The organism is Acinetobacter sp. YH12102 (assembly GCF_013419125.1).
Lineage (GTDB): Bacteria > Pseudomonadota > Gammaproteobacteria > Pseudomonadales > Moraxellaceae > Acinetobacter > Acinetobacter pseudolwoffii.
Genome location: NZ_VPAS01000001.1, coordinates 171,795 through 196,905, shown reverse-complemented (window position 1 = coordinate 196,905; position 25,111 = coordinate 171,795). Strand labels below are relative to the sequence as shown.

General features: G+C 45.2%; 24 protein-coding genes, 2 tRNA genes and 1 pseudogene. 13 read left to right on the top strand and 14 right to left on the bottom strand.

Features of this window, described 5'->3' with window-relative positions; all coding sequences use genetic code 11:
- Nucleotides 1-93: 93 nt before the first annotated feature.
- Nucleotides 94-834, bottom strand: a complete 741-nt coding sequence (locus FTU42_RS00940) for a LytTR family DNA-binding domain-containing protein (protein ID WP_005095238.1) — start codon at nucleotides 832-834, stop codon at nucleotides 94-96.
- 69 nt (nucleotides 835-903) lie between these two features.
- Nucleotides 904-2,058: a sensor histidine kinase gene (locus FTU42_RS00935; protein WP_074383921.1), complete on the bottom strand. Its 1,155-nt coding sequence runs from the start codon at nucleotides 2,056-2,058 to the stop codon at nucleotides 904-906.
- Here FTU42_RS00935 and argH point away from each other — a divergent pair.
- Both argH and FTU42_RS00925 read left to right on the top strand, forming a co-directional pair.
- Entirely contained in the window at nucleotides 2,049-3,479 is a 1,431-nt protein-coding gene (gene argH, locus FTU42_RS00930; protein ID WP_171294103.1) for an argininosuccinate lyase, read from the top strand. The genes FTU42_RS00935 and argH overlap by 10 nt on opposite strands.
- A gap of 29 nt (nucleotides 3,480-3,508) precedes the next feature.
- Nucleotides 3,509-3,778 carry an oxidative damage protection protein gene (locus FTU42_RS00925; RefSeq protein WP_005095230.1) on the top strand — a complete coding sequence of 90 codons (270 nt, stop codon included), beginning with the start codon at nucleotides 3,509-3,511 and terminating at the stop codon, nucleotides 3,776-3,778.
- A gap of 688 nt (nucleotides 3,779-4,466) precedes the next feature.
- On the opposite strand, the gene pgsA is transcribed toward FTU42_RS00925, so the two are convergent.
- The 3 genes from pgsA to uvrC all read right to left on the bottom strand — a co-directional run bounded on the left by pgsA (nucleotide 4,467) and on the right by uvrC (nucleotide 7,871).
- Complete coding sequence (pgsA, locus tag FTU42_RS00920) at nucleotides 4,467-5,054, bottom strand: CDP-diacylglycerol--glycerol-3-phosphate 3-phosphatidyltransferase (RefSeq protein WP_005095228.1); 588 nt, start codon at nucleotides 5,052-5,054, stop codon at nucleotides 4,467-4,469.
- Nucleotides 5,055-5,161: 107 nt separating this feature from the next.
- Complete coding sequence (locus FTU42_RS00915) at nucleotides 5,162-5,956, bottom strand: thioesterase family protein (protein ID WP_180074964.1); 795 nt, start codon at nucleotides 5,954-5,956, stop codon at nucleotides 5,162-5,164.
- Between the two features lie 115 nt (nucleotides 5,957-6,071).
- Nucleotides 6,072-7,871: an excinuclease ABC subunit UvrC gene (uvrC, locus tag FTU42_RS00910; RefSeq protein WP_180082908.1), complete on the bottom strand. Its 1,800-nt coding sequence runs from the start codon at nucleotides 7,869-7,871 to the stop codon at nucleotides 6,072-6,074.
- Nucleotides 7,872-8,095: 224 nt separating this feature from the next.
- Here uvrC and FTU42_RS00905 point away from each other — a divergent pair, with 224 nt between their 5' ends.
- Nucleotides 8,096-9,157: an AAA family ATPase gene (locus tag FTU42_RS00905; protein WP_005095222.1), complete on the top strand. Its 1,062-nt coding sequence runs from the start codon at nucleotides 8,096-8,098 to the stop codon at nucleotides 9,155-9,157.
- A 1-nt stretch (nucleotide 9,158) separates the two neighbouring features.
- Here the strand turns inward: FTU42_RS00905 and FTU42_RS00900 are convergent, their stop codons facing one another.
- Nucleotides 9,159-9,587 (bottom strand): PH domain-containing protein, encoded by a 429-nt coding sequence (locus FTU42_RS00900; RefSeq protein WP_035337533.1) that lies wholly within the window; start codon nucleotides 9,585-9,587, stop codon nucleotides 9,159-9,161.
- Nucleotides 9,588-10,170: 583 nt separating this feature from the next.
- On the opposite strand from FTU42_RS00900, the gene fadB reads away from it, so the two are divergent.
- From fadB to FTU42_RS00880, 4 genes and pseudogenes are all read left to right on the top strand, one after another.
- Nucleotides 10,171-12,321, top strand: a complete 2,151-nt coding sequence (gene fadB, locus FTU42_RS00895; protein ID WP_180071872.1) for a fatty acid oxidation complex subunit alpha FadB — start codon at nucleotides 10,171-10,173, stop codon at nucleotides 12,319-12,321.
- Between the two features lie 12 nt (nucleotides 12,322-12,333).
- Nucleotides 12,334-13,506, top strand: coding sequence for an acetyl-CoA C-acyltransferase FadA (fadA, locus tag FTU42_RS00890; RefSeq protein WP_005095215.1), 1,173 nt, complete (start codon nucleotides 12,334-12,336; stop codon nucleotides 13,504-13,506).
- 59 nt (nucleotides 13,507-13,565) lie between these two features.
- Nucleotides 13,566-14,165 (top strand): annotated as a pseudogene (locus tag FTU42_RS00885) (ImmA/IrrE family metallo-endopeptidase); the annotation flags it as partial.
- Nucleotides 14,166-14,315: 150 nt separating this feature from the next.
- Nucleotides 14,316-14,741: a hypothetical protein gene (locus tag FTU42_RS00880; protein WP_180071870.1), complete on the top strand. Its 426-nt coding sequence runs from the start codon at nucleotides 14,316-14,318 to the stop codon at nucleotides 14,739-14,741.
- 95 nt (nucleotides 14,742-14,836) lie between these two features.
- Here FTU42_RS00880 and tehB read toward each other — a convergent pair whose 3' ends face one another.
- The 8 genes from tehB to FTU42_RS00840 form a co-directional block, all read right to left on the bottom strand.
- Nucleotides 14,837-15,703 (bottom strand): SAM-dependent methyltransferase TehB, encoded by an 867-nt coding sequence (gene tehB / locus FTU42_RS00875; protein WP_180071869.1) that lies wholly within the window; start codon nucleotides 15,701-15,703, stop codon nucleotides 14,837-14,839.
- A gap of 213 nt (nucleotides 15,704-15,916) precedes the next feature.
- A complete protein-coding gene (locus FTU42_RS00870; protein ID WP_180071868.1) occupies nucleotides 15,917-16,189 on the bottom strand; it encodes a hypothetical protein in 273 nt (90 codons plus the stop codon).
- A gap of 109 nt (nucleotides 16,190-16,298) precedes the next feature.
- A complete protein-coding gene (locus FTU42_RS00865; RefSeq protein ID WP_180071867.1) occupies nucleotides 16,299-17,048 on the bottom strand; it encodes a hypothetical protein in 750 nt (249 codons plus the stop codon).
- Nucleotides 17,049-17,220: 172 nt separating this feature from the next.
- Entirely contained in the window at nucleotides 17,221-17,724 is a 504-nt protein-coding gene (locus FTU42_RS00860; protein ID WP_100354900.1) for a hypothetical protein, read from the bottom strand.
- Nucleotides 17,725-17,962: 238 nt separating this feature from the next.
- Nucleotides 17,963-18,475, bottom strand: a complete 513-nt coding sequence (locus FTU42_RS00855; protein WP_257224394.1) for a hypothetical protein — start codon at nucleotides 18,473-18,475, stop codon at nucleotides 17,963-17,965.
- Nucleotides 18,476-18,760: 285 nt separating this feature from the next.
- Nucleotides 18,761-18,836, bottom strand: a tRNA-Phe gene (locus FTU42_RS00850).
- A gap of 136 nt (nucleotides 18,837-18,972) precedes the next feature.
- Nucleotides 18,973-19,048 (bottom strand) — tRNA-Phe (locus FTU42_RS00845).
- A 202-nt stretch (nucleotides 19,049-19,250) separates the two neighbouring features.
- Entirely contained in the window at nucleotides 19,251-19,628 is a 378-nt protein-coding gene (locus FTU42_RS00840) for a GNAT family N-acetyltransferase (protein ID WP_005095200.1), read from the bottom strand.
- A gap of 96 nt (nucleotides 19,629-19,724) precedes the next feature.
- On the opposite strand from FTU42_RS00840, the gene hisB reads away from it, so the two are divergent.
- The 6 genes from hisB to FTU42_RS00810 all read left to right on the top strand — a co-directional run bounded on the left by hisB (nucleotide 19,725) and on the right by FTU42_RS00810 (nucleotide 25,045).
- The gene (hisB, locus tag FTU42_RS00835; RefSeq protein ID WP_005095198.1) at nucleotides 19,725-20,318 is read left to right on the top strand and encodes an imidazoleglycerol-phosphate dehydratase HisB; all 594 of its coding nucleotides are present in this window, start codon (nucleotides 19,725-19,727) and stop codon (nucleotides 20,316-20,318) included.
- A complete protein-coding gene (gene hisH, locus FTU42_RS00830; RefSeq protein ID WP_074383909.1) occupies nucleotides 20,318-20,935 on the top strand; it encodes an imidazole glycerol phosphate synthase subunit HisH in 618 nt (205 codons plus the stop codon). The genes hisB and hisH overlap by 1 nt, the downstream gene beginning before the upstream one ends.
- Before the next feature lie 359 nt (nucleotides 20,936-21,294).
- Nucleotides 21,295-21,957, top strand: a complete 663-nt coding sequence (locus tag FTU42_RS00825; protein WP_180074962.1) for a 3'-5' exonuclease — start codon at nucleotides 21,295-21,297, stop codon at nucleotides 21,955-21,957.
- Nucleotides 21,958-22,363: 406 nt separating this feature from the next.
- Nucleotides 22,364-23,134, top strand: a complete 771-nt coding sequence (locus FTU42_RS00820; RefSeq protein WP_180082907.1) for a hypothetical protein — start codon at nucleotides 22,364-22,366, stop codon at nucleotides 23,132-23,134.
- 199 nt (nucleotides 23,135-23,333) lie between these two features.
- Nucleotides 23,334-24,068 (top strand): 1-(5-phosphoribosyl)-5-[(5-phosphoribosylamino)methylideneamino]imidazole-4-carboxamide isomerase, encoded by a 735-nt coding sequence (gene hisA / locus FTU42_RS00815; RefSeq protein ID WP_074383906.1) that lies wholly within the window; start codon nucleotides 23,334-23,336, stop codon nucleotides 24,066-24,068.
- Between the two features lie 65 nt (nucleotides 24,069-24,133).
- Nucleotides 24,134-25,045, top strand: a complete 912-nt coding sequence (locus FTU42_RS00810) for a DMT family transporter (RefSeq protein ID WP_180082906.1) — start codon at nucleotides 24,134-24,136, stop codon at nucleotides 25,043-25,045.
- Nucleotides 25,046-25,111 lie beyond the last annotated feature (66 nt).

Here is a 25,111-nt window from a genome sequence, read left to right as displayed (position 1 = left end):
GTAAATGAGAACAATAGTCTAAACTTAACCTGCTCACTTTAAAATGCAAGTGAATTTATACAAGTTTCAACTGAATGCTCTCATTGATTCCTGCTATAGCTTTTGAATCCGATCCCTTAAAAAGGGCAAATGTCGCCGACTGACCGCTAAACGGTCGTCCAGCTCACGACAACGCACCTGATACTGACCTGAACTGACCACTTCCAGACCATCCAGATAATTCACAGAGATCAAGGCATTACGATGAATCCGGATAAACTGGTTCCCAAACTCCTGCTCTAGCTCCTTTAAGGTTTCATCAATCAGTACACTGCCGTTTTTATGACGTACAGTGACATATTTCTGATCCGCCAGAAAATAATAGATATTTTCAACTGGCACCAATTCGACACCACGATAGGTCTTTGCCGCAATCTGCTGGCGGCTGATATTGATTTCGTCCATATTTTCTTTTTGTTTTAGTTGGCTCATCTGAGCTTGGGTAAGTTTAGTTAAGTGCTCCAAAACCTGTGCCAATTCCTGTTGCATCACGGGTTTAAGCAAGTAGCCTTCGGCATTTGATTTAAATGCATCCAGCGCATGTTGGTCATAGGCCGTACAAAAGATAATTGCCGGCATCGGGTCCAGCTGACGCAAATACTGCGCACAAGCAAGGCCATTCATTTCAGGCATTTGAATATCTAATAGTATGACATCGGGTTCGTATTGGTGAGCCAGATCAATCGCTTGACGACCATGACTTGCAGTCGCCACCACATCATGCCCCAGCTGAGAGACTAAACGTGATAATCGCTCGACAGCCAAAGGCTCATCATCACAAATCAGGATGTCCATTGCTCCTCCTTACCCAGTTAACATGATCAAATACATGATAAAGCTAACTGCGATTTCTTTGATTTATTTTTATTTATATTGATATCGCACTACCGTCGTAAACATCCCTTCGCCGGCAAAGGTTTGAAAGGTCATACTGGGTCCGTAATAAGCTTGCAGACGCTGTCTGACATTTTCTATTGCAATACCATGCCCCTTTTTTAAAGTTTTATTATCCTGCGTATAAGGGTTAGTAATAATGATATTAATTTGATTTTGCAATATTTCAACCAATATGCTTATCGTACTCTTTGTGAGAATTTTTTCAACTCCATGGAAAATACTATTTTCTAACAAGGGTTGTAAAGTTAATAATGGGATTTGTACTTGTGAGTATAAGTCTTTGTTTTCTAACTTCCATTCGATTTGCAGGCGTTCACCCAAACGGATCTGCTCAATCTCCAGATAGCGCTGGCACAGATCAATTTCCTCTTGCAGACTGACCAGTTTCAACTCCTGAAAACTGGCACGAAATAAGCGGGACAGATTCAGCAGCATCTGTTCGGCTTTATCCGGATCGATGCTGATCAGGCTAATCACACTGTTCATACTATTGAACAGAAAATGCGGTTGAATCCGCGCTTGCATGGCCTGAATCCGGGCATTCAGTTCACTATGCTGCTGCTGTTCCCATTGTTCACGCAAATACAGGTAGCGAAAACAAAACATACCGAGCAAAACACCCAAACTGAGATGTAACCCAACCTGATCCAGGGCAATTGCCAGGTTTAAGCCCTGAAAATTAAAATTCATTCCAAAATGTATCACAACATTCAGACTGATGGTGGTCAGCACCACAATGGCCTGTAGTAGCAAAAAACCGGAAATGAGCGCCAGCTTAATCCCCATATGCTGAAAGGCCTGATGGAATAATTCCACCAGTGCTGCAAAACATAACAGTACCCAGTTGATATACAGCATATATTGCAGCAGATGCATCGCATTTAAAGCTTGCCACGACTGTGCTTCTGCGAGCGCTAGAATCATGGCCAGAATATTGCCGCCGACAAACAGTTCCAGCAAATAGCGAAGATTGCCAATCTGGCTAAAAAAATAGGAACTTTGTGTTTGCCCATTTATCGATGCGAAAGATTGAGCAGATGTGACTTCGGCAATAGGCTTTGAATTTGTTATACTCTTTTTCGTTCTACTGCTTTTAATCTGATTGAGCCGACATGACCACATCTTCTAATTCCTCTAATCCATCACAAGCCCAGACTTCGGGTATGTGGGGTGGTCGTTTCTCTGAAGCGACTGATGCTTTTGTTGCTGAATTTACAGCATCTGTTCAATTTGACCAACGTTTTTATAAACAGGATATTGCAGGCTCGATTGCCCATGCAACCATGCTGGCCAAAGTAGGCGTACTGACGGCACAGGAACGCGATGACATCATCGAAGGTCTGACTGCCATTCAAGCCGATATTGAAGCAGGTAAGTTCGAATGGCGCATTGACCTAGAAGATGTGCACATGAACATTGAGTCGCGCCTGACTCAGCGTATTGGCATCACAGGCAAGAAATTACACACTGGCCGTAGCCGTAATGACCAGGTCGCAACTGACATTCGTCTTTATGTACGTGATGAAATTGATGCGATTTTAAAATTACTCGAAAAATTACAAAAAGGTATTTTAAGCCTGGCGGCTAAAAACACCGATACCATCATGCCGGGCTTCACCCATTTACAAACCGCTCAGCCGGTGACTTTTGGTCACCACTTAATGGCCTGGTTTGAAATGCTGGTACGCGACTCTGAGCGTCTGATTGATTGCCGTAAACGTGTCAACCGTATGCCACTGGGTTCTGCTGCACTTGCAGGAACCACCTATCCGATCGAGCGTGCTTACACCGCTGAGCTGTTAGGTTTTGAAGCCGTTGCTGAAAACTCTTTAGACGCAGTATCGGATCGTGACTTTGCAATTGAATTTAATGCTGCTGCCTCGTTAATTATGATGCACTTGTCTCGTATGTCTGAAGAACTGATTCTATGGACTTCAGCGCAGTTCAAATTCGTGAATATTCCGGATCGTTTCTGTACGGGCTCTTCAATCATGCCACAGAAGAAAAACCCGGATGTGCCTGAACTGGTACGTGGTAAAACCGGCCGTGTCTATGGCGACCTGATGAGTCTGCTGACCCTGATGAAAGGCCAGCCGCTGGCGTACAACAAAGACAATCAGGAAGACAAAGAACCCTTGTTTGATGCGATCGATACGGTACGTGGTTCATTGATGGCATTTGCCGACATGATTCCTGCACTGGTTCCAAACATTGCTGAAATGCGCGAAGCAGCGCTACGTGGTTTCTCTACTGCGACTGATCTGGCAGATTACTTGGTGAAAAATGGCGTTGCATTCCGTGATGCGCACGAAATTGTCGGCAAAGCTGTAGCACTGGGTGTTGCAGAGTCGAAAGATTTGTCTGAGCTGACACTTGAACAACTTCAACAGTTCTCTGACCTGATTCAGGCCGATGTATTTGAAAAAGCGTTAACACTTGAAGCATCTGTGAATGCACGTAACCATATTGGTGGAACTGCACCTGCGCAAGTCGAAGCTGCTATTGCCCGTGCTTATACTCGCTTAGAAAATCTTTACGCTTAACTTTTTTAGCTTAAATTCGGAGTATTGATATGTCTCGACAAGTATTTTGCCGTAAGTATCAACAAGAAATGGAAGGCCTGGACTTTGCACCCTTCCCAGGCCCCAAGGGTCAGGAACTGTTTGACCATGTGTCTAAACAGGCTTGGCAGGAATGGCTCAAACACCAGACTACGCTGATTAATGAAAAGCGTTTAAACGTATTTGAACCGGACGCGAAAAAGTTTCTAGAAGAACAACGTGAAAAGTTCTTTAGCAATGACGAAACTTTGGAAAAAGCTGAAGGGCTAAAGCCTGAGTAATGTTTAGAGCGCTGCTCTAAACATTACGCAAGACAAGCGAAGCACGTAGTTTCAAATGTGATAAAGGGGTCTGAAAAGGCTCCTTTTTAGTATCTCTAATACTGCTCCACCCGAACGCAAGACAAGCAGCTATACTGCGCGTAGGCTTTAATCTAAAAGAGTCTCTTTTTTGAGGCTCTTTTTCATTTCTGAAATTATAAATCTTTCTTTCCAATAGCGCTTTCGAATTTCAAGAACAGAGTAATAGCAGTATGCTGAAACATTGATGTGTTGGATTCAGGGTTTTGATTGGGCGGCGGCCGGTATTCTGTACTTTTTAGACAAAAGCTGAAGGATTAAAAAGCATTTTTACCTAGCCTATCCCCCGCCAATAGTCAGCCACTATCCTGCTGAAAAACATTCATATTTGTATCAAAATTATAGATTGTAAATCCTACATACAGACTGATCACAAAACACAACAATCTGCTACAAGAAGTCATATGATTTTGCAAAACGGTCTCTCTATAATGAGCTCTAAGAAGATGAGATATCTTTGAATAACTATAACAATAAGCAACAAATACCCCGATTTCATCCCAGTTCTTCCCCCAAAGGCTGGGTATTTTTTTGCCTGTGATTTATCAAATTTTGATAATTTCGGAGCATAAAAAAAGCCCCTTTCAAGGAGCTTATTTTTTAATTTTGCTTAAGGCTGTTTCAAATAGGGCCAAGCCGCTTTCAGATAAATAAACATCGACCATAAAGTCAGGATGACTGCTGTGTACAATAACGCATAGGCCAGCATTTCCAGTGGTGGCCAGTTCAGCAAAAACACGGTAATCGCAATCATCTGAAAAGCCGTTTTGTATTTACCCACGGTTGATACTGCAACATTGGTTCGTGCACCCAGTTCTGCCATCCATTCACGTAATGCTGAAACAGTAATTTCACGTGAAATAATCACAATCGCAGCAAAAGCCATCGACATTGAAGGTTGCCATTGCACCAATACAATCAGCGCAGCTGCGACCATCAATTTATCTGCGACCGGATCGAGAAAACGGCCAAAAGCAGAGGTCTGGTTTAAAGTTCGAGCCAGATAGCCATCAAACCAGTCCGTCACTGCAGCCACTACAAAAATCGTGGTCAAAATAATATGCCGTGTCATGTCGGAATGGTTGGCTTCAAAGCCCATTGCAGGCGGCCAGTAAGCCACCAATAAAAATACCGGAATAAGAGCGATACGCGCCAAGGTCAAGATATTTGGAATATTCAGGATACGACCTGTAGTCATAGACACCGCCAATTGTTCCCCTCATGTACGATGAAAATGCACACTTTTTTAGAGGTTTGATCCATCATTAATAGGCTTCACTTTATACGAATTGGCTGTCAGTGTCACTAGGCAAACACCGTCACTGTTTGTCTTGCCATCGCAATCAGGCGATTTTCTGCATCCCAGAGATAGGCATGCTCGGTTGCATAACCATCCGCAGCATGATCCGTAAATACTTTATATTTAAACCAATCATGCAGTTGATGCTGAAGCGGATGCACATAGGTCACGCTCCAGGTCAGACTACTCGCGGGTGTCATACTTTTAAACATCGGTAGTACACCAGGTGGCCAGATGTCGAAAATTGCCATCAGGTCAGCGATCAGGAATTCACGATTGCTATGCTTTTCAGGATGAAAACGGCACCAGCCGCCAAAGTCCGGACGTGAGCTGGCACTACAAGGCAGATTGACGTCCGCCCAGGCGATTTCAAAATGGTCATAACATTCTGGCAGGCCATAACCCGCAGGAATCTGCAACAGCTGCTCTGGTGCAGCATAGTCAGGTGCCTGTTCTTCTTGCTGCACCTGAATTTCCGAGTCACGCGAGATACCAAAACTGGCAATCAGAATACTTTGTACTACCTCGTCTTGCCATAGACGTACTTCGATGGTGGTGACCGACTTACCTTCCCGCAAAATTTCAGCACTCAGTCGCACTTTCGCCTGTTGGATCGGCCCAACAAAGGTGACGCTGCAACTGAGCAGATGTTTGGCCGGATCATTGATCTGAATAACCGCTTTTTGCATCATCATTGCTGCAGCCAGACCACCATACAGGGTGCGCCCCTGTAACCACCCTGATGGAAATTCCACCCATTCCTGTTCGGAAATTTGTGCATAAAGCGCCTGCAAAGACATGTTGATCCCTCAGTGAGTCTTGATCCTCAGTATATTGAGTCAAGCTTGCTCTGCTGTGAATGATCAATGACCCGTGCGTCAATGTGCTCTTTTGCCCTTGCATTGGGCTTGATAATTATTCATGCAGCACTTTATAGATCATCCGTGCCATGACTGAACCCAATCCCGGCACCAGTTGCAGATCTCTTTCTGAGGCTTTCAGTACCCCCTGAATCCCGCCAAAATGGGTCAACAGGTCACGACGGCGTTTTGGCCCAAGGCCCGGAATGACTTCTAGTACCGATGAACCGCGTTTTTTATCGCGTTTGGCGCGGTGCTTGGTAATCGCAAAGCGATGCGCTTCATCCCGCACCTGCTGAATCAAATGGAGTGCCTTATGATCTTCTGGCAACTGAATCTTGCGACCATCGGTAAAGTGCAGGGTTTCCAGACCGGGTTTACGCCCCTCGCCTTTGGACACACCGACCATAAAGGCCTCCAGCCCCAGTTCCTGCATCACTTCCATCGCCATATGCAGTTGCCCCTTGCCGCCATCAATCAGGAGTAAATCTGGCAGCATGGCTTTTTTATAACGACGGGTCAAAGCCTGACGCATGGCGGCATAGTCATCGCCCGCCTGAATGTCATGGATGGAAAACTGACGATAATCACGTTTACGTACCCCACCACTATCAAATACCACACAAGACGCGATAGTGTCTTCACCCATGGTATGCGAAATATCAAAACATTCGATCCGGTCCACCGGGCGGCCGACCACCTGTTCCAGCTGATGGAAACGGTCATTCAGCTCAAAATGATTGGCCAGCTTGCCCTGAATCGCATGCTGTACATTCATTTGTGCCAGTTCCAGCCATTCCGCGCGGGTTTCTCGTACCTTGGACTTGATCTGGATTTTCTTGTCAAAATGCTGCGACAAGGCAGCTTCCAGTTCCTTGTGATCGGCCACTTCGACATTGACAATCAGCTCGGCCGGAATTTCATCCGCCACCTGAAAATAGAAATTGGCAATAAAATCGGCAAGCATCTGCCCCAGATCATCACTGAGCATATCCGGGAAATAGCTTTTTCCGCCGAGCATTTTACCGTTGCGCACATGCATGATCTGCACACAGGTCACCCCGGCCTGATAAGCAATCGACAGGATATCGGCTTCGCCTTTGAGCTTATAAATCGCCTGCTGTGACTGCACATCTCTTAACAGTGCCATCCGATCGCGATAGAACACGGCTTTTTCAAATTCCAGAGCTTCGGCTGCCGCTTCCATTTTTGCGATCAGTTCCTGATTCAGCTCCTTGGTATCGCCCTGCAAAAAGCGAATCGAGTTATCCACATCTGCTTTGTAGTCTTCCGGAGAGATAAATCCGACACAGGGCGCAGAACAGCGCTTGATCTGGTATTGCAGACAAGGACGGGTTTGGTTGGCAAAAAAGCTGTTTTCACAGGAACGCACATTAAACAATTTTTGCAGCACCACCAAGGTATCCCGGGCGGTATAGGCACTCGGATAAGGCCCAAAAAACTTGCCGACCTGATGCTTGCCCTTGCCGCGCCCACTGGCCAGTCGTGGATAAGGTTTATCTGCGGAAACAAAGATATAGACATAAGATTTATCATCGCGCAGCATAATGTTATACGGCGGATGATGCAGCTTGATCAGGTTCTGTTCCAGCAACAAGGCTTCGGTTTCAGAGCGCACCACCAAGGTCTGAATATCATAAATCCGCGCCACCAAGGCCTGGGTTTTGGGATGATCCAGCGTTTTGACAAAATAGCTGGAGACCCGGTTTTTTAGATTTTTGGCTTTCCCCACATACAACAGTTCGCCGTCTTTGCCATACATCCGGTAGACCCCGGGCAGGCTGGTCATATTGGCCAGAATTTTCTCGATATGAGGACGTGCGTTTTCGTTCACCTAAAGCCTATTTTTTACATGCAATCTGCAGATATATGTGATGATTATTCGGTTATTTTCAAGCGAAAACACAAAATTCCCCTCAACTTGACACCCAATTTAAAACTATAGCTCAGCCATCTTTGCAATCTATAGCTTTCTCCGCATGATCTGATTGCTAAAAGCTCTAAATTTCAACCTTTAACTTTGCTATGCTCGAAGGGTCTAGTTTTGAGATGATTCGCATGACCATGCAGCAATCGGGCATCCATATTGTTCAACCATCCAGCTCCACCCATCACCCATCTGAGCGTGATCGCCGGATTGGCAAACCGCGTTTTCATTTCGAGCCGAATCACGTGATGCAATTGCTGCGTGAACGGATGATTGGACAGGATGCCGCACTGAATGAAATTGAAAAAATGCTGCATGTGGTCAAGGCCGATTTCTCCAGTCCGGAGCGTCCACTCTCGGTCACCTTGATGCTCGGCCCAACCGGCGTGGGTAAAACTGAAACCGTGCGTCTGATTGCCGAAGCGATTTATGGTCGTCCGGATGCTTTCTGCCGGATTGACATGAATACCCTGGCACAGGAACATTATGCCGCGGCACTCACCGGTGCGCCGCCAGGTTATGTCGGTTCTAAAGAAGGTCACAGCCTGTTTGATGAAACGGCGATTGCCGGCAGTCATACCCGTCCCGGCATCATGCTGTTTGATGAGCTGGAAAAAGCCAGTAACGAGGTGATTCGCGGTTTGATGAATGTGCTGGATACTGGCCGATTGACCCTGACAGCCGGAACCAAAACTATTGATTTTCGTAACTGCATGATTTTTATGACCAGCAATGTCGGCGCACAGGCGGCACAGCAATATCTGGATAAACTCAGCTACCTGCCACAGCAAATGCAGGCACTGTGCCTGAAACATGTACCCACCCAGCGCATTATTGAAAAAGTCATGCAGCGTAAATTCGATCCTGAATTTCTAAACCGGATTGACCGCAGCCTGCATTATCAGGCGGTACAGCATGATGCCCTGCCGCGTCTGGTCGAAATTGAACTGGAAAAACTCAATAAACGCCTGCAACATCAAAACCGACAGGTACATTTATCGGATGCAGCCAAAGCCTATTTCTATCAGGGCTATGATATTCGTTACGGCGCCCGGCATTTGGGCCGCAAGCTGCGTACCGAACTGGAACCGGTTCTGGCGCTGTATTTTTTAAGCCAGCCCGAGCAGTTCAGTCTGCATCTGGACTGTGTCGATGGACAATTTGTGGTTCTGCCTGAGCAAGCAAAAGCTTAAATCATGCAGACTCAATATCCGGTTTATTTGCTTGAATCGCTTGTCTAAAAGTGGTCGGATCTTTAGGTGAAACCAATACAAATTTCTGCACGCCGTCTTCCGTATAGTCAATCCGCAGACGCTTTAAGGACAAGGCCGGTGCAATAATGGAATGATCCGTCGGCTGAATGGACTGGATGGCGCTCAACGGAATCTGCCAGCTCAACCACAGGCTTTTAATGCTCAACACCCCATTTTCCAGCACATAGCGCGTACTCCACAGCGGCCACCACAGAATAATAATGGTCAGAATGTAGATGGCAGTGTGCAGTGGATATTGCTGCAGGGTGCCTTTGGCCTGCATGGTCAGCAGCAGTTGCAGTAACAGGCCACTCATACAGATCAGAAAAGCGACCAGCCACCAGTCTTTTTTGGAACGAAATACCTGCATCGAGATCCCCATATCTATGTGCCTAATCATCATAAACAATTCTGTGCCAGATGACAGAGGTCATATCCAACAGAAGCACTGTTATTTCAGGCCTAGCATCAACATAGGCATGCTGGGGCTGAAATCCTCAGAAAACCCTCGACTAAAACAATCAACTGCAGTTTTATTGCGGCTGATCCGAAAATATCTATACATGCCTGCACGCCCTGTACTGAGCGAGATTCAGCCCTGATTTCCCTTGTTCCACAGGCCGATAATTGACTGAATTGACCAAATAGCGGTAAAGCCTGCCCTTGAATATTGTCCACCCTGCTCCATATCAGTCAGGCTGATCAATGAAAAATAATGAATTGAAACAGAATCTTTGGTTCATCGGGCTATAAGAAACTGAAAGGAAAAATTATAACCGGTCGGATCAAGCCGGCAGAAATTGATGACCATTGCGTCACGGCTTGATACAACTTGTTATGTTCTTTTTGGATATAGTTATCGTAAGATTAGCGAAGTCAAAAAGTGCGCGGGACATGCGCACTTGCTTCACAACATCAACTTAGAAGTCCTCCAAAATAAAGGAGATCAGGGCATGATCCACGCTGGCAATGCCATTACCGTCCAAATGCTTGAGGACGGGATTGCAGAATTCCGCTTTGACTTACAAGGTGAGTCCGTTAACAAATTCAACCGTGCAACGATTGAAGATTTCAAGGCTGCGATTGACGCAGTTTCCGCAGCAGACATTCAGGGTTTAATCGTTACTTCAGGTAAATCTACATTTATTGTAGGTGCTGATATCACTGAATTCGGCGACAACTTTGCTCAGGGTGAACAAGCGATTGTTGACTGGGCAATGCCAGTACATGAAATTTTTAACAGCTTCGAAGACCTCGACATTCCTAAAGTGGCGGCCATTAACGGCATGGCACTGGGTGGCGGTTTCGAAATGTGCCTGGTATGTGACTACCGTGTCATGTCAGAACAAGCGCAAGTAGGCCTGCCTGAAATCAAGCTGGGTATCTTCCCGGGCTTCGGTGGTACAGTACGTTTAAGCCGTCTGATCGGTATCGACAATGCTGTAGAATGGATGGCCATGGCCAACCCGAAAAAGCCTGCTGCTGCACTAAAAGACGGTGCTGTAGATGCGGTGGTTGCTGCTGAAAAACTTAAAGATGCTGCACTTGATCTGGTCAAACAGGCGATTCATGGCCGTTTAGACTGGAGAACCAAGCGTCAGGAAAAACTGGATCCGGTTAAACTCAGCCCGATCGAACAGATGATGGCGTTTAATTCATCGAAAGGCATGGTTCTGGCCAAGGCCAATCCGGCTCAATATCCGGCGCCAAAATTACTGCTTGATTCATTACAGGCCGGTGCAAGCTTGCATCGTGATGACGCGTTAAAAGTTGAAGCTGAAGGCTTTGCCAAAGCTGCAGTTACGCCACAAGCAGGTGCATTGATCGGTTTGTTCCTGAACGACCAGATCGTGAAAAAAACCTCGAAGCGCTATGAAAAAGGTGCGCATCCGGTGAACCAGGCGGCGGTACTTGGCGCTGGGATCATGGGTGGTGGTATTGCTTATCAGGCGGCGAGCAAAGGCACACCAATCATCATGAAAGATATTGGTAATCCACAGCTTGCATTGGGTATGTCTGAAGCGAACAAACTGTTGACCAAACAGGTTGAACGCAAAAAAATGACACCAGCGAAAATGGGTGAAACGCTTGCACGTATCCGTCCGACTTTAAGCCTGGAAGAGTTTAAAGAAGTGGATATCGTGATTGAAGCGGTAACTGAAAACCCTAAAATCAAAGCTGCTGTACTTGCTGATACTGAAAAATCAGTACGTGAGAACACCATCATTGCTTCAAATACGTCTACGATTTCGATCACGCGTCTGGCTGAAAGCCTGCAACGTCCTGAGAACTTCGTGGGGATGCACTTCTTTAACCCGGTACATATGATGCCTTTGGTTGAAGTGATCCGTGGCGCGAAGACCTCTGACGAAGCCATTGCAACGACTGTGGTACTTGCTCAGAAAATGGGTAAAACACCAATCGTGGTGAATGACTGCCCGGGCTTCCTGGTCAACCGCGTATTGTTCCCTTACTTCGGTGCATTTGACCTATTGCTTAAAGATGGTGCTGATTTCCAGCAAATCGATAAAGTGATGGAAAAATTCGGCTGGCCGATGGGCCCTGCTTACCTGATGGACGTTGTCGGTATTGATACTGGCGTGCATGGTGCAGAAGTGATGGCTGAAGGCTTCCCGGATCGTATGAAACCGGACTTCAAAGGTTCGATTCAAACCATGTATGAGAACAAACGTCTGGGTCAAAAGAACGACGTGGGTTTCTACAAGTATGAACTTGACCGTAAAGGCAAAAAAGCCAAAGTGGTTGATCCAACTGCATATGAGCTTGTGGCCTCTGTTGCAACTGTGGAAAAACGTGAATTTGACGCTCAGGAAATCATTGACCGTATGATGCTGGCTTTCTGTAACGAAACGGTTCGTTGCCTGGAAGACAACATTGTCGCGACTGCTTCTGAAGCAGATATGGCAATGATCATGGGTGTCGGTTTCCCTCCATTCCGTGGTGGTCCATGCCGTTACATCGATCAAACCGGTGTAGCTGAGTATGTTGCGCTTTGCAATAAGTATGCGCACCTTGGTAAAGCTTATGAAGCGCCAGAAATGTTGCGTGAAATGGCTGCTAACAACAAAAAATTCTACGGTTAAGGAGCAACGTGAATGGCTACTTTAAATCCACGTGACGTTGTCATCGTCGATGGCGTACGTTCAGCAATGGGTAAAACCAAAAACGGTATGTTCCGCAATGTACGTGCGGACAGCCTGTCTGCTGAACTTGTCCGTGCCCTGATGGTACGTAACGAATTCGACCCGAATGAAGTTGAAGACGTGATCTGGGGCTGTGTCAACCAGACTCTGGAACAAGGGATGAACATTGCCCGTAATATCGCATTACTGGCAGACTTGCCGAAAACTGTGGCTGGTCAAACCGTGAACCGTTTGTGTGGTTCGTCTATGCAGGCGATTCATACTGCGGCTGCGCAAATTGCCACCAATCAGGGTGATATCTTCATCATTGGTGGTGTCGAGCACATGGGTCACGTTGGCATGATGCACGGTATCGACCTGAACCCGGAAGCGTCTAAGCATTATGCCAAAGCGTCCAACATGATGGGCTTGACTGCGGAAATGCTGGGTCGCATGAATGGCATTAGCCGTGAGGAACAGGATGCCTTTGGTGTGGAATCACATCGTCGTGCCTGGGCTGCGACTGAAAATGGTCTGTTCCAGAACGAGATTGTGGGCATTGAAGGTCACAACGCTGATGGTTATAAAGTTCTATGTGATATCGATGAAGTGATCCGTCCGGATGCCAACATCGAATCATTCCGTGCTTTACGTCCAGTGTTCGATCCGAAAGGCGGTACAGTGACTGCGGCAACCTCTTCAGCCTTGTCTGATGGTGCTTCTGCAATGTTGCTCATGTCTTATGAGCGTGCACAAGCCTTAGGTCTTAAGCCACGTGCCGTGATCCGCTCTATGGCAGTTGCAGGTTGTGATGCTGCGATCATGGGTTATGGCCCGGTTCCGGCAACGCAAAAAGCCTTGAAACGTGCTGGCCTTGCCATTTCTGATATTCAGACTTTTGAATTGAACGAAGCCTTTGCTGCACAAGGTCTGTCTGTTCTTAAAGGCTTAGGCATTTATGACAAACAGGACATCGTAAACCATAACGGTGGTGCGATTGCGTTGGGTCACCCACTCGGTTGTTCTGGTGCGCGTATTACCACGTCTTTGCTTAACGTGATGGAACAGCAAGATACGCAAATTGGTCTTGCGACCATGTGTATTGGTTTGGGTCAAGGTATTGCGACAATTATCGAACGTGTTTAATTCTTAAATACTCAGATAAAAATAAACCCCGCTTAGTGCGGGGTTTTTTTATACAAAAAAAAGAAATTGATGCCCTTTCTTTTTTTGATGATGAATCAGGCTCACCGTTTATTTTTTTGAATGATACAAAATCTGCCGAACGGGTAAGATTCGATTGTGCGCATGAATTAGGCCACACCGTTATGCACACACATAATAAATATGTCCGCAATGAAGTAGACAATCGCATTTTAGAAACTGAAGCAGATAAGTTTGCTTCAGAATTTTTAATGCCTACTGAAGGTTTTTTAAGTACAGTTCCTTCTTATTTAACGATTGAAAATATGATCGACTATAAGAAAGTATGGCGAACATGTTTAAAGGCTATAAATTATAAATCGCATAAATTGCAACGTATAACAGATTGGTTTTATCGAAGTAACTCTATGAAAATTAATACCTTAGGTTATCACATTAATGAGCCTAACGAAACTCACCGTGATGAAAGCGTAATGCTTCCTAAATTAATTTTAACATTAGCTTCAGATCCAAAATTTAGTAAGCAGAAAATGCTCGATGAAATTCGTATATCTGAAAAAGACTTTAATGAACTAACATTTGATTCTTTAATTAAATATGAAGAATCTAAATCTCGACCAAAGCTTTATGTCATTAGTTAAAGCTCTTCGGAGCTTTTTTATTTAAACTAGAATGTTATCCCTTTGTAAAATTGGTTTATTTTTCCACCATTAAAATCTTAATTATGAATCGCTTAAATTTTATCTGTGTATGATCAAGCCTCTTTTTTCCTACTTCCTTAAGGGGTTTATATGAACATGCTTAAAACAATGCTTGCGACTGCAATCGTAGCAACTTCTGCATCTGCAATGGCAACTGAAGCTCAAGTAGCACCTGCTGCTACAACCACTACAGTTCAAACTGTTGCTACAGAAGCGGTTGCGCCTGTGCAAGCAAAAGTTGAAGCTGCTCAAGCCACTGCTACAGATGCAAAACAAGTAACTGAAGCGAAAGTTGAAACAGTGAAAGCTGAAACAACTGCTCAAGTAGAAACTGCACAAGCAACCGCAGAACAAAAAGTTGAAGCTGCAAAAACAGAAGTAGCAGAAGCAAAAGAAGCAACTGTTGAAACTGCTGCTGAAGTAAAAGAAGCGACTACTGAGAAAGCCGAAGCTGCTCAAGCAGACGTAAAAGCTGAGAAAAAAGGCTGGTTCTCTTGGTTCAAAAAAGCTGCTTAAGATTTTTTGAGCATAAAAAAGATGTCATTACGACATCTTTTTTTGTTTTGAACACTCTCATTTTAATTCAAGAGTTTAACAGCAGCTTAAAGCACTTATTCGACCTTTTGCGCCAGCATGGTCGCAAAATGCTGTTTAATCCGTTGGCCCTGCGCATCCACCCGATGCAGCTCACCAATATCTTCATTGTATTTCACAATCTTCCAGTCCTCATAATAAGCCCGTAACTCGCCCGGCTTAAAGCTAAATGGAAAATCGGGCTGTACCGGAATCTCTGGCGTATCCATCGCACAGACAATCAGGTTATAACCACCCGGCACGGTGGCCTGCTGCATCTGCGCAATCAAGGGTGCAATGGTTTTCGCCTCGAGGAACATCATCACCACGGTGCAGCAAATGAAGTCATACTGGCCTGTAATGCTGGTATCTGTGTTGAGATCACGGCGCTGGATCTGCACGTGATCAATGTGCTCCGTCTGCACAATCTGTCTTAAGGTCTGCAAACTGTTTTCATTGACATCCCAGGCATCGACATTAAAACCATTCTGACTTAAATACAGCGCATTACGTCCTGTACCGCAACCGACATCCAGCGCACGGCCACCCTTTAAATAGGGCATGGCAGCCAGTACTTCAGAATGGGTAGGATTCAACTGATATTTTTTGATGAAGTAATCTTCAGGCCGGCAATAAAAACGCAGCTGGCATTCGATATCCTCGCTGGCAGAAACAATCTTGTGCCAAGCCTCAGGTTCAATAAATGGCGGTTGCTGCGCTGGTGTAAACACATGTTCAGATTGCACCGCACCGGATGCTTCCAGCATGGCAAAATGCAACTCACCTTTAAGTAACGTCAGTTTGGCCCAAGTCCCTGCTTTGGTATTGTGCTGATTCTTGAAGCCCTGAGGAATACTCTTTTCTGTCCAGACCGGAAGTTGCTTATAACAAATCAGTTCTTGCATCAATATCGCCCTCCATCTCATGCATGCGCCGCCTGTCATGCTTATAGCGACGGTTTTATTCATTTCAGCATAGCTGGTTCAGGCCGGAATTGGAATCAGCGCTTATTTACGCTGTGCCAATACAGCAGCAAGATGCAGACCAAATCTGGAAAATAAAAAAGCTGCCTCGATCGACAGCTTGAGTTTAGCCAGAGAATGAATAGGGTGACTGGATTAATGCAGTAGTTCTGATTGTAGCCAGCGCATATAATTTTCCTGATCCATAAAATCCGGCGCGCCTCCCAGATCCAGACTGAAATACTGCTGATTAAACTGGATGACAATCTGTTCGGTATAGTGCCAGTCTTCTATCAGCTTGAAATATTGATTCAAGAAAAATCGGCTCCTGCCCTCATTATTCAGACTTTGTAATTTTGGACATGTTTTATTTGCGACAAACTCACCGTACATCTGCTGAATATCAGCAAAAACCTGAATTGTTTGCATGACTCACCTGCCTGAATGTTATGTCGTGATCTGTGCGACCCCTCCAACTTAGCAAGCGAGTTTGAACAGCAGATGACAGTCCTATGGCAATCCGGTTATCTCTGCCAAGTTATAACTTGTTTTCCACCGCTTTCTGGTTGGCACTCGCAATGTGTTCCATCTGCTTATTCAGATTTAATATTTCTTTATACAGTGCATTAAATTCTTGCACTGCTTGATCTTCATAGAACATGAAGGTTTTATTTTTCTTTTGCCATTTATGCTTTTTCAATACGGCAAACAAGGCATCGGCCTTGGCCAAAGTCTGTTTTTCAATTTCAAAAATGACATGCGCATTACTATTTTGTTGACTATCTTTCAGGGTCTGGCTCAGTTGCTGGCGATAACGGTTTTTAATATCCAGTTGCTGTGCCTTATTGATCAGTTCGGCATCTCGCTGCTGAATTTTCTGCTCATAGCTGTTGACGATATGATGAACCTGCTTGAGCATGGCTTCAGTTTCTTTATAGTCTTGTGCCTGATCCTTGGCCAGGCGGTCGATATCCAGAAAATTCTGCCAGTTGGCCGCTTTTAAATCACGCAGGTACTGATTCCGCTCCTCGGCACTGTCACGCAATTGACCCAGCATGAATTCAGCCATGATGGCATAGTCTCCATCCAACCGGTCATCTTCAAGCTCAAGCTCAATCGGCTTAGACCAGTCCTGCGCTTGCTGCGCAATGCTCTCGGTCTTTTCTTCAAGCACAGTTTCATATTCGAGCAAATCAGCCTGATGTTTTTTCTGGGCAGAGTTTTGATAAAACAGTCCGATAAAAATTGCCAGTGTCACAGCGGCTAAAATCATAAAAACACGCGGCATGCACATGCTCCCCTGCTGCAAGTTATGTATAGATTTCCTTTTTATCAATATGCTTATTTTTTAAGCATAAATCAATTCTTCTATACAAAACCTCTGCAAAGGCACGGACTGTTCCAAAAGGAAATCAGATCGAAATCCTGTTTTAAACTCACGCTGTATCGTTTGACTTTATCTAGCAAGCGTTTGCCGAACACCATTCATTCAGCAGCGCCCGGTCAATATTATTCAGGTTGAACTGTTCTCGGGCAGTCTGAACTGAAGTTGCATTACGGTTAATGCCAAATGGCACCAGCATCAGATAAATACCATCACGTGGGTCAGCAGAGCGCAAACCATCCGCAATCGCCTGCACATACTGTTGCAGCCCCGGTGGCAGGCTATCCAGTCGTGCCGGATTGCTGCTAGGTAGAATGTCGAGATCACCCGCGAAATCAGTATTGACCGTGTAGTCCTGCAATTCGCGTTCAATCTTCATCATCCGCATCTTTAACGCCTTTTTCTGGCTGGATTGTTGTTGCAGGGGAAGCATGAACTCTGTTTCTTCACGCAATTCACGATCTGCCATCACGGTCAGTGTCGGTAAAGTGACTGAATCTGGTGCGGCATGTGCATCGACCATGCGCAGTGCAGTAAACAGGCTCAGTAACATCAGGAAAGTTGTGCTAAGGGGACGCATAAGGAAAACCTCCGCATCATCATTTCAGGGGGAGAGACCCTATTGTTCCTTAAACTTGTGTAAACATGATCAGTATTACTGTGAGTATTGATACACGGTCATTTCAGCATGATTACTGGCGTATCTTTCGATGCTGGTTTTAAGCGGGCGATTAGAAATTCATGCTCCTTTTACCGTAAATTTTAGCAATAAAAAATCCCCGACTGGCGGGGATGGATAGGTAGCATTGGACAGTATTTCAGGGCTGTTTCGGTAATTGTATGACAGCAGGTACATTAAGGTGATTTTCAAGCAGGTCGATATTCACCTTGTCCAGATTGATCTGGATCTTCATATTGCGATCTGGCTGTAGGCTGTTACTTCGATCAATGCCAAAATTTTCCAGAATGGTATATAACCCTTGGGTTGGATCACTGGATTGCAGTCCCTTGGCAATGGTCAGCACATACTGCTGTAGTGCCGGTGACAGTGAATCTAGATCAGGGGCTTCTATGGGCTGGATCTCGAGGTTTGCCACCACATCAGGATTGACCATGAAATTCTCTGCATCCCGGGTACCACGAATCACCTGATGCTGTAAGGCGCGCAGATTCTTTTCTTCCTGTACAAAAGGCACATAGCCGGTTTCATTACTCATTTCAGGTTCGGCCATCACGGTCAGGGTCGGTAGCGTCACGACCGCTTGCTTGTCCTCGGCTTGTGCTCCGATGCTGTAAACACCGAGCATGAGTCCGAATATAGACATTTTCATGATATTCATTGGTTTGCCTTTCCCCTATTATTGATGGCCCAAATACTGCAACTGACGATGATCCAGTCTATTTTCAATATTCTTATCTACTAGATTACATTGATTAATTGGATAACTCATGCTTGCTCAGATGAATGGCAACTCATGTGAATTATCCTGAAAGTCAGCAAAGCATGGACTCATCGTCTGAAAGCCGAATAGTGAGGCAAAACCACTGTTTTCAGCTGAAAGACAAAATGACAGGCGAAAAAAAACCTCAAACAATGTTTGAGGTTTTTTCGAATATGGTGGCGAGACCCAGGATCGAACTGGGGACACACGGATTTTCAATCCGTTGCTCTACCTACTGAGCTATCACGCCGATGCGGTGTATTAAGCCGTATCTGGCTGCATTAGTCAATCAAAATTATAAAAAAAATAATTGAATGACTGAATTTTGGTCTAAAAAAAATCCCTGATGGGATCAGGGATTGAAAACTTTAAAATGTTTTAAAATATGGTGGCGAGACCCAGGATCGAACTGGGGACACACGGATTTTCAATCCGTTGCTCTACCTACTGAGCTATCACGCCGATGTCGCGTATTAAACAGTTTCAGCTTTAAATCGTCAAGAGCGCAGAGAATAATTTTCATCAAATGTTTACTTTTCCATCAAATCGCATCAATTTGAGTCATAAATTAAACAGTTTTTACCAAAGACTTCACTAATAAAACAAATCTGCGGTCTTAGTTACAAAAAAAGCAGCCCGAAGGCTGCGACTGCTTGATCTATTTTTAGATTTTTTCCAGATTGGCCAGACAACGATGGATGGCACCACACCCCGGCACAAAATTCTTCACCCCTTTTTCTTCTTCCATGCGGCAGACTTCACTGACCAGCCTTTCTGCAACGCCACGCCCGCGGTTGGCCGGATGCACCACGATATTTTCCAGAATCCGGCTTTCTCCCTGTCCGGTGCACCAGATTGCCCCGATAATCTTGGTATTAAATTCTGCACTATAAACTGAGGTATACTGTGTAAGGTTTTGCTCTAGTTGTTCCATGGCATCTGCCCCATCACTAAATTCAGGGCTAGTGTCATACAGTCGCTCAAGCTGGCTGCGCACTTCATCATTTTCTAAAGAAGTATAAGCATGTACGGTAATAGGCATTGATAAACCCTCCTGAGCAATCTAATATGCGGTGACGTCGTCACGGCGAAAATATTTTCTACATCAATCATTTTGACGTATTTGAGGAACGTGTCTATGACAGATCGTATCAGTGAAGTGGTAAGAAATACCAACGAAACCAAAATTCGAGTTCGTTTGAATCTCGACGGTACTGGTCAAGGCACCTTAAACACGGGTATTCCATTTTTAGACCATATGATTGATCAAATCAAGCGTCATGGTTTGTTTGATATTGATATTCATTGTGAAGGTGATCTGGAAATTGATGACCATCATACCGTAGAAGACTGTGGTATTACCTTGGGTCAGGCTTTTGCACAAGCGCTGGGCGATAAAAAAGGCCTGAAACGCTACGGTCACTTTTATGCACCACTCGATGAATCTTTAAGCCGTGTTGTGGTGGATCTGTCTGGTCGTCCAGGCCTGTTTATGGATATTCCATTTACCCGTGCCATGATCGGCCGTTTTGATGTGGATTTATTCTCTGAATTCTTCCAGGGCTTTGTGAACCATTCATTGATGACCGTGCATATCGATAACCTGAAAGGCAAAAACAGCCATCACCAGATCGAAAGCGTATTTAAAGCTTTTGCGCGTGCGCTGCGTATGGCCTGTGAAGTGGATCCGCGTGCTGCGAACACGGTCGCTTCAACCAAAGGAACGCTGTAATGACCCGTATTGCCCTTCTTGATTATGGCATGGGAAATTTGCACTCTGCAGCAAAAGCACTCGAACATGTCGGTGCCACGGTTGATGTGACCAATGATCCCAAACTGATTGCGCAAGCAGACAAAATTGTCTTTCCGGGTGTAGGCGCCATGCGTGACTGTATGCAAGGTATGCATGAAGCAGGTATCGATGAAGTGGTACGCAATGCCGTGTTTAACAAACCGGTACTGGCAATCTGTGTCGGTATGCAGGCCTTGATGCAGCATTCTGAAGAGAATGGTGGCACAAATGCGCTGGGTATTTTCAAAGGTGCGGTCAAGCATTTCCCGGAAATGGCCGGTCTAAAAGTGCCACATATGGGCTGGAATCAGGTACATCAGGCCAATCCAGACCATCCGATGTGGAACAATATTGAACAGGATGCGCGGTTCTACTTTGTACATAGCTACTATGTCGAGCCACAAGATTCAGAGCTGGTGGCTGCCAGCTGTACCTATGGCATCGAGTTCTGTACCGCGATTCATCAAGAAAACCTGTTCGCGACCCAGTTCCATCCGGAAAAGAGCCATACCGCAGGTTTGCAATTACTGAAAAACTTTGTGGACTGGAAAATCTGATTTTCCTTTCACTTAAAAAGCTCGCAGATTGCGGGCTTTTTTATTCGTTCAGATTAATCTACCACCAGAATCATGACTATTTTTTAGTCACTAGAATTATTATTCTGCTTAGTCAAGCCCTTATATTTAAACAATAATTAAAGCATATGGGAATAAAATAATGTATCAATACTCTCACACTCGTGAATCAGCCTTAAACCCAAATGGATGTTTTGACCGCCTGTCTTATCTGGCTGGAACATGCTGATGACCTTGTCGCTCCTGATCCTCATTCCGCTGGTCAATCTAGGCTTTATTTTTGCTTAAACGTAGAAAAGTAATTAAGCTGAGTGCCCAAGCCCAGTGAACTATTGATAATTATGGAAGCGCTCCAGCCGACAATACTGCCGAGCAAAGAACAGATTCAGGCCTTTCCTGTATTTCAAAATCTTCCCATGCAGCAGATTCAACTTATTCATAGTCTAGAACAATGTCTGGCTGTTGAACAGGAGCTGAAAAGCTGTGCACTATTTGGCTTTGATTCTGAATCCAAACCGACCTTTAAAGTCGATGAAATCTCTACCGGGCCACATCTAATTCAGCTGGCCACTCTAGACAAAGCCTATTTATTTCAAATGAACCCGGCCATCTGGGCTTTTCTTGCACCAATTTTTGCCAATCGTGATCAGATCAAGGTTGGTTTTGGCCTGAAAAATGATGCGCATCTGTTTCGTAAACGAGGCATAGAACTGAATAGCGTGATTGAGCTGTCGAAATGCTTCGGTCATTTTGGTCTAAAAAATCCGGTCGGACTGAAAAATGCCATCGCCCTGTTATTTGGACTAAATTTCCCTAAATCGAAACGGATTAGCACTTCCAATTGGGCCAGTAAAAACTTAAGTGCAGCCCAGATTGACTATGCAGCTGCAGATGCCTATGCGCCAGTGTTGGTATTTGAAGAATTGCTGCGCCGAAATCTACTCCCTAAAGAAATTCCGAATACATCACTGAAATTACGTCTACGCCCTTCGTCAAGGCTTTAATGTCTTCAGCACACCGCAACAATGTAACTTTGTGTAAATCAGATTCTGCCCCAAAAGTTGGCAATATTAAGACTGCTTAAATGCCCATCCCAAGTGAATTTAGCAACTTTCAGCGTCTCTTTAACTTGAAACTTAACTTCAGATAGAATCATGCCCAATCTTGAGGCATAAAATCTCAAAAAGCACCATAAAATTCAAATTAATTTACTGATTTTATTTACATTTTAAAACAATAACCATTTTCAAACTTAGCAATTTGAATATATTCAACTTTTTATAATTTCTTTATTTTTCATGATCTATTTGCAGTTTCTCCGTTCTGTTTTTTATTAAAAAATTTGCTAAAACATGAGCCATCTTATTCATCATCCGATCAGGATGTGCATGTTCTAGAGGGTTAATACACATGTTCAGTTTATTGAATGAAAAAATCAGTGGCGTGCTGAGTCTGGCACTGCAAGGGATTACGACAGCACTGGGTGTGCTGACTAAAACGGTGATCACCGTGGTAGATGAAGTGGTATCAACTGTATCGGATCTGACTACGCCTCTTAGCGCTCAGCTCGGTGCACTGCCCGTTGTCGGAGATCTGCTATCGACCATCCTGAATGTCAGCACTGGTCTGGTCAGTGGCGTCAGCGCAGGTGTACATGCCATCTCGGACCAGTGGATTGCAGGAGACTTAGCAGGCGGTGTTAATACTGCCTTGAATGGTACGACTGATCTGCTGGGTCAGGGTCTAGGGGGTGTATCTGACATTCTGGACAGTGTGCTTGCCGCTACGGCTCCATTGACTGCTCCATTGGCTAACTTACCGATCCTGGGTGATGTGGTGACCGCGGTTGGGCAGACTGGCAGCAATCTAAGTGGTCTGGTTGATGAAACCGGACAATATGTGGCAGCAATCACTCCACTCGAGCTGATTAACAATACCCTAGAAAATCCGGTCGCCAGTGTCGGCGGCGTAATTCAGGATGTATCGGGCACACTGGATGCCCTGCTCAATGACCTGGTTCCGGTCACGGACGTCGCGACCAGCCTGCCAGTTGCAGGTGCGGTGGTCGGTTTAGTGGGTGAAACTGTCAGTACAGTCAATCAGGGACTTTATGAGTTGGGAGCGCAGCTGGGCCAAGTCAATTCACTAGACCATCTGTCTCAAACTTATAGCTATGTCTAATCAGTGTGACAGTGAAAATACAGCAGATCGTATGCGCAGTCGCTGAATCATTAAAAGGATAAAAATAAATTACCTGACTGCTACCTGTCTTCGGACAGGTTTTCTTTATTGATACTGTTTAAGAGTTAGAAATTTCGACTTTATTTGCTAAGATGAACTCACTCAAATTCATTCTAAAGATTAAGCAAGGAGCGAAAGCATGCTGATCATCCCTGCAATTGACCTGAAAGATGGCAAATGTGTCCGTTTAAAACAAGGTCGTATGGAAGACGATACCGTATTTTCTGACGATCCGGTCGCAACAGCACAGCATTGGGTAAATGAAGGCGCTCGCCGCTTGCATTTAGTGGATTTAAACGGTGCTTTCGCAGGTACGCCTATCCATAAGCCAGTGGTTGAAGCCATTGCCAGAGCGCAGCCAGATTTACCGATCCAGATTGGTGGCGGTATCCGTTCGATGGAAACCATCGAGCATTATCTGCAAGCAGGCGTATCTTTTGTGATTATTGGTACCAAAGCAGTTCAGGATCCTGAATTTGTGGAAGAAGCATGCAAAAAATTCGCGGGTCATATCATTGTCGGCATTGATGCCATGAATGGCATGGTGGCAACCGATGGCTGGGCCAATGTGACGGATGTCAAAGCGACAGATCTGGCCAAGCGTTTTGCCGATGCGGGCGTATCCAGCATTGTCTATACTGACATTGCCCGTGATGGCATGATGCAGGGTGTGAATATTGAGCAAACCGTAAATCTGGCACAATATTCAGGTTTACCTGTGATTGCTTCAGGCGGCGTAACCAATATGGATGACGTCCGTAACCTGAAAGATCAGCCGGGCATTCTAGGTGCTATTACTGGTCGTGCCATTTACGAAGGTACATTAAGCCTGCGTGAAGCGCAGTTATTGTTAGATGAACAACAAGCGCTATAATTAAGCCTGCTGCACAAGAGGTCTTCGGACCTCTTTTTTTATTTGTTATTTTCCGATCTCCTGACATGCCGACCCTCATTTCCAGCTTTCGCTCTCCCGCTCTGGCAGCCAAACTTCCGCAGCTTGCTTTAATTCTGATTACCCTGATCTGGGGCGGCAGTTTTATTACTGTACAATACGGGCTGAATTTTAGCAGTCCGATTATGTTTGTTGGGCTGCGTTTTGCTGCAGCCGCCATTGCCGTGACCCTGATCTCATTAAAATCTTTAAAAGGTATGACCCTCAAGGAGATTATTGCCGGCGCGGTGATTGGGCTCATGATCGCCATCGGTTACGGCACCCAAACCGTGGGATTGCAAACGATTAGCAGCAGCGAGTCTGCTTTTTTAACCGCCTTGTATGTTCCACTGGTACCAATCCTGCTCTGGCTGCTGTTTGGTCAAAAACCACAGGTGATGACCTGGATCGGGGCATTGTTTGCCTTTATCGGGTTAGTGTTTTTGACTGGTAATGGCTTTGCAGCAATTCAGCTCAGTTTTGGACAAACTTTGACTTTACTTGGCTCCATTGCCATTGCCCTGGAGATTATTTTGATCAGTTATTTTGCTGAGCAGGTGAATGTACGCCGGGTCACAGTGCTGCAACTGATTTTTGCGTCCTTGTTCTGCTTTATGATTGCACCTGTTTTAGGTGAATCTCAGCTACCTGAATTTCACTGGCATCTGGCAGGCATTTTAGTCGGTTTAGGCATTGCCAGTGCGATGATTCAACTGGTCATGAACTGGGCACAACGTAGGGTAGATGCATCACAGGCAGCGATTATCTATGCCGGTGAACCGGTATGGGCAGCACTTTTTGACCGACTTGCAGGAGAACGCCTACCTGCACTGGCACTGTTGGGCGGATTAATGGTGGTACTGGGCGTAATTGCCAGTGAATGGAAACCGAAGTTTTTAAAGCGGAAAATAAAAGAATAAATCACTTAATTTCCTATTTTTAATCCCCCTAAATTCCCCTTTTAAGAAAGGAGAATTTTTTATATT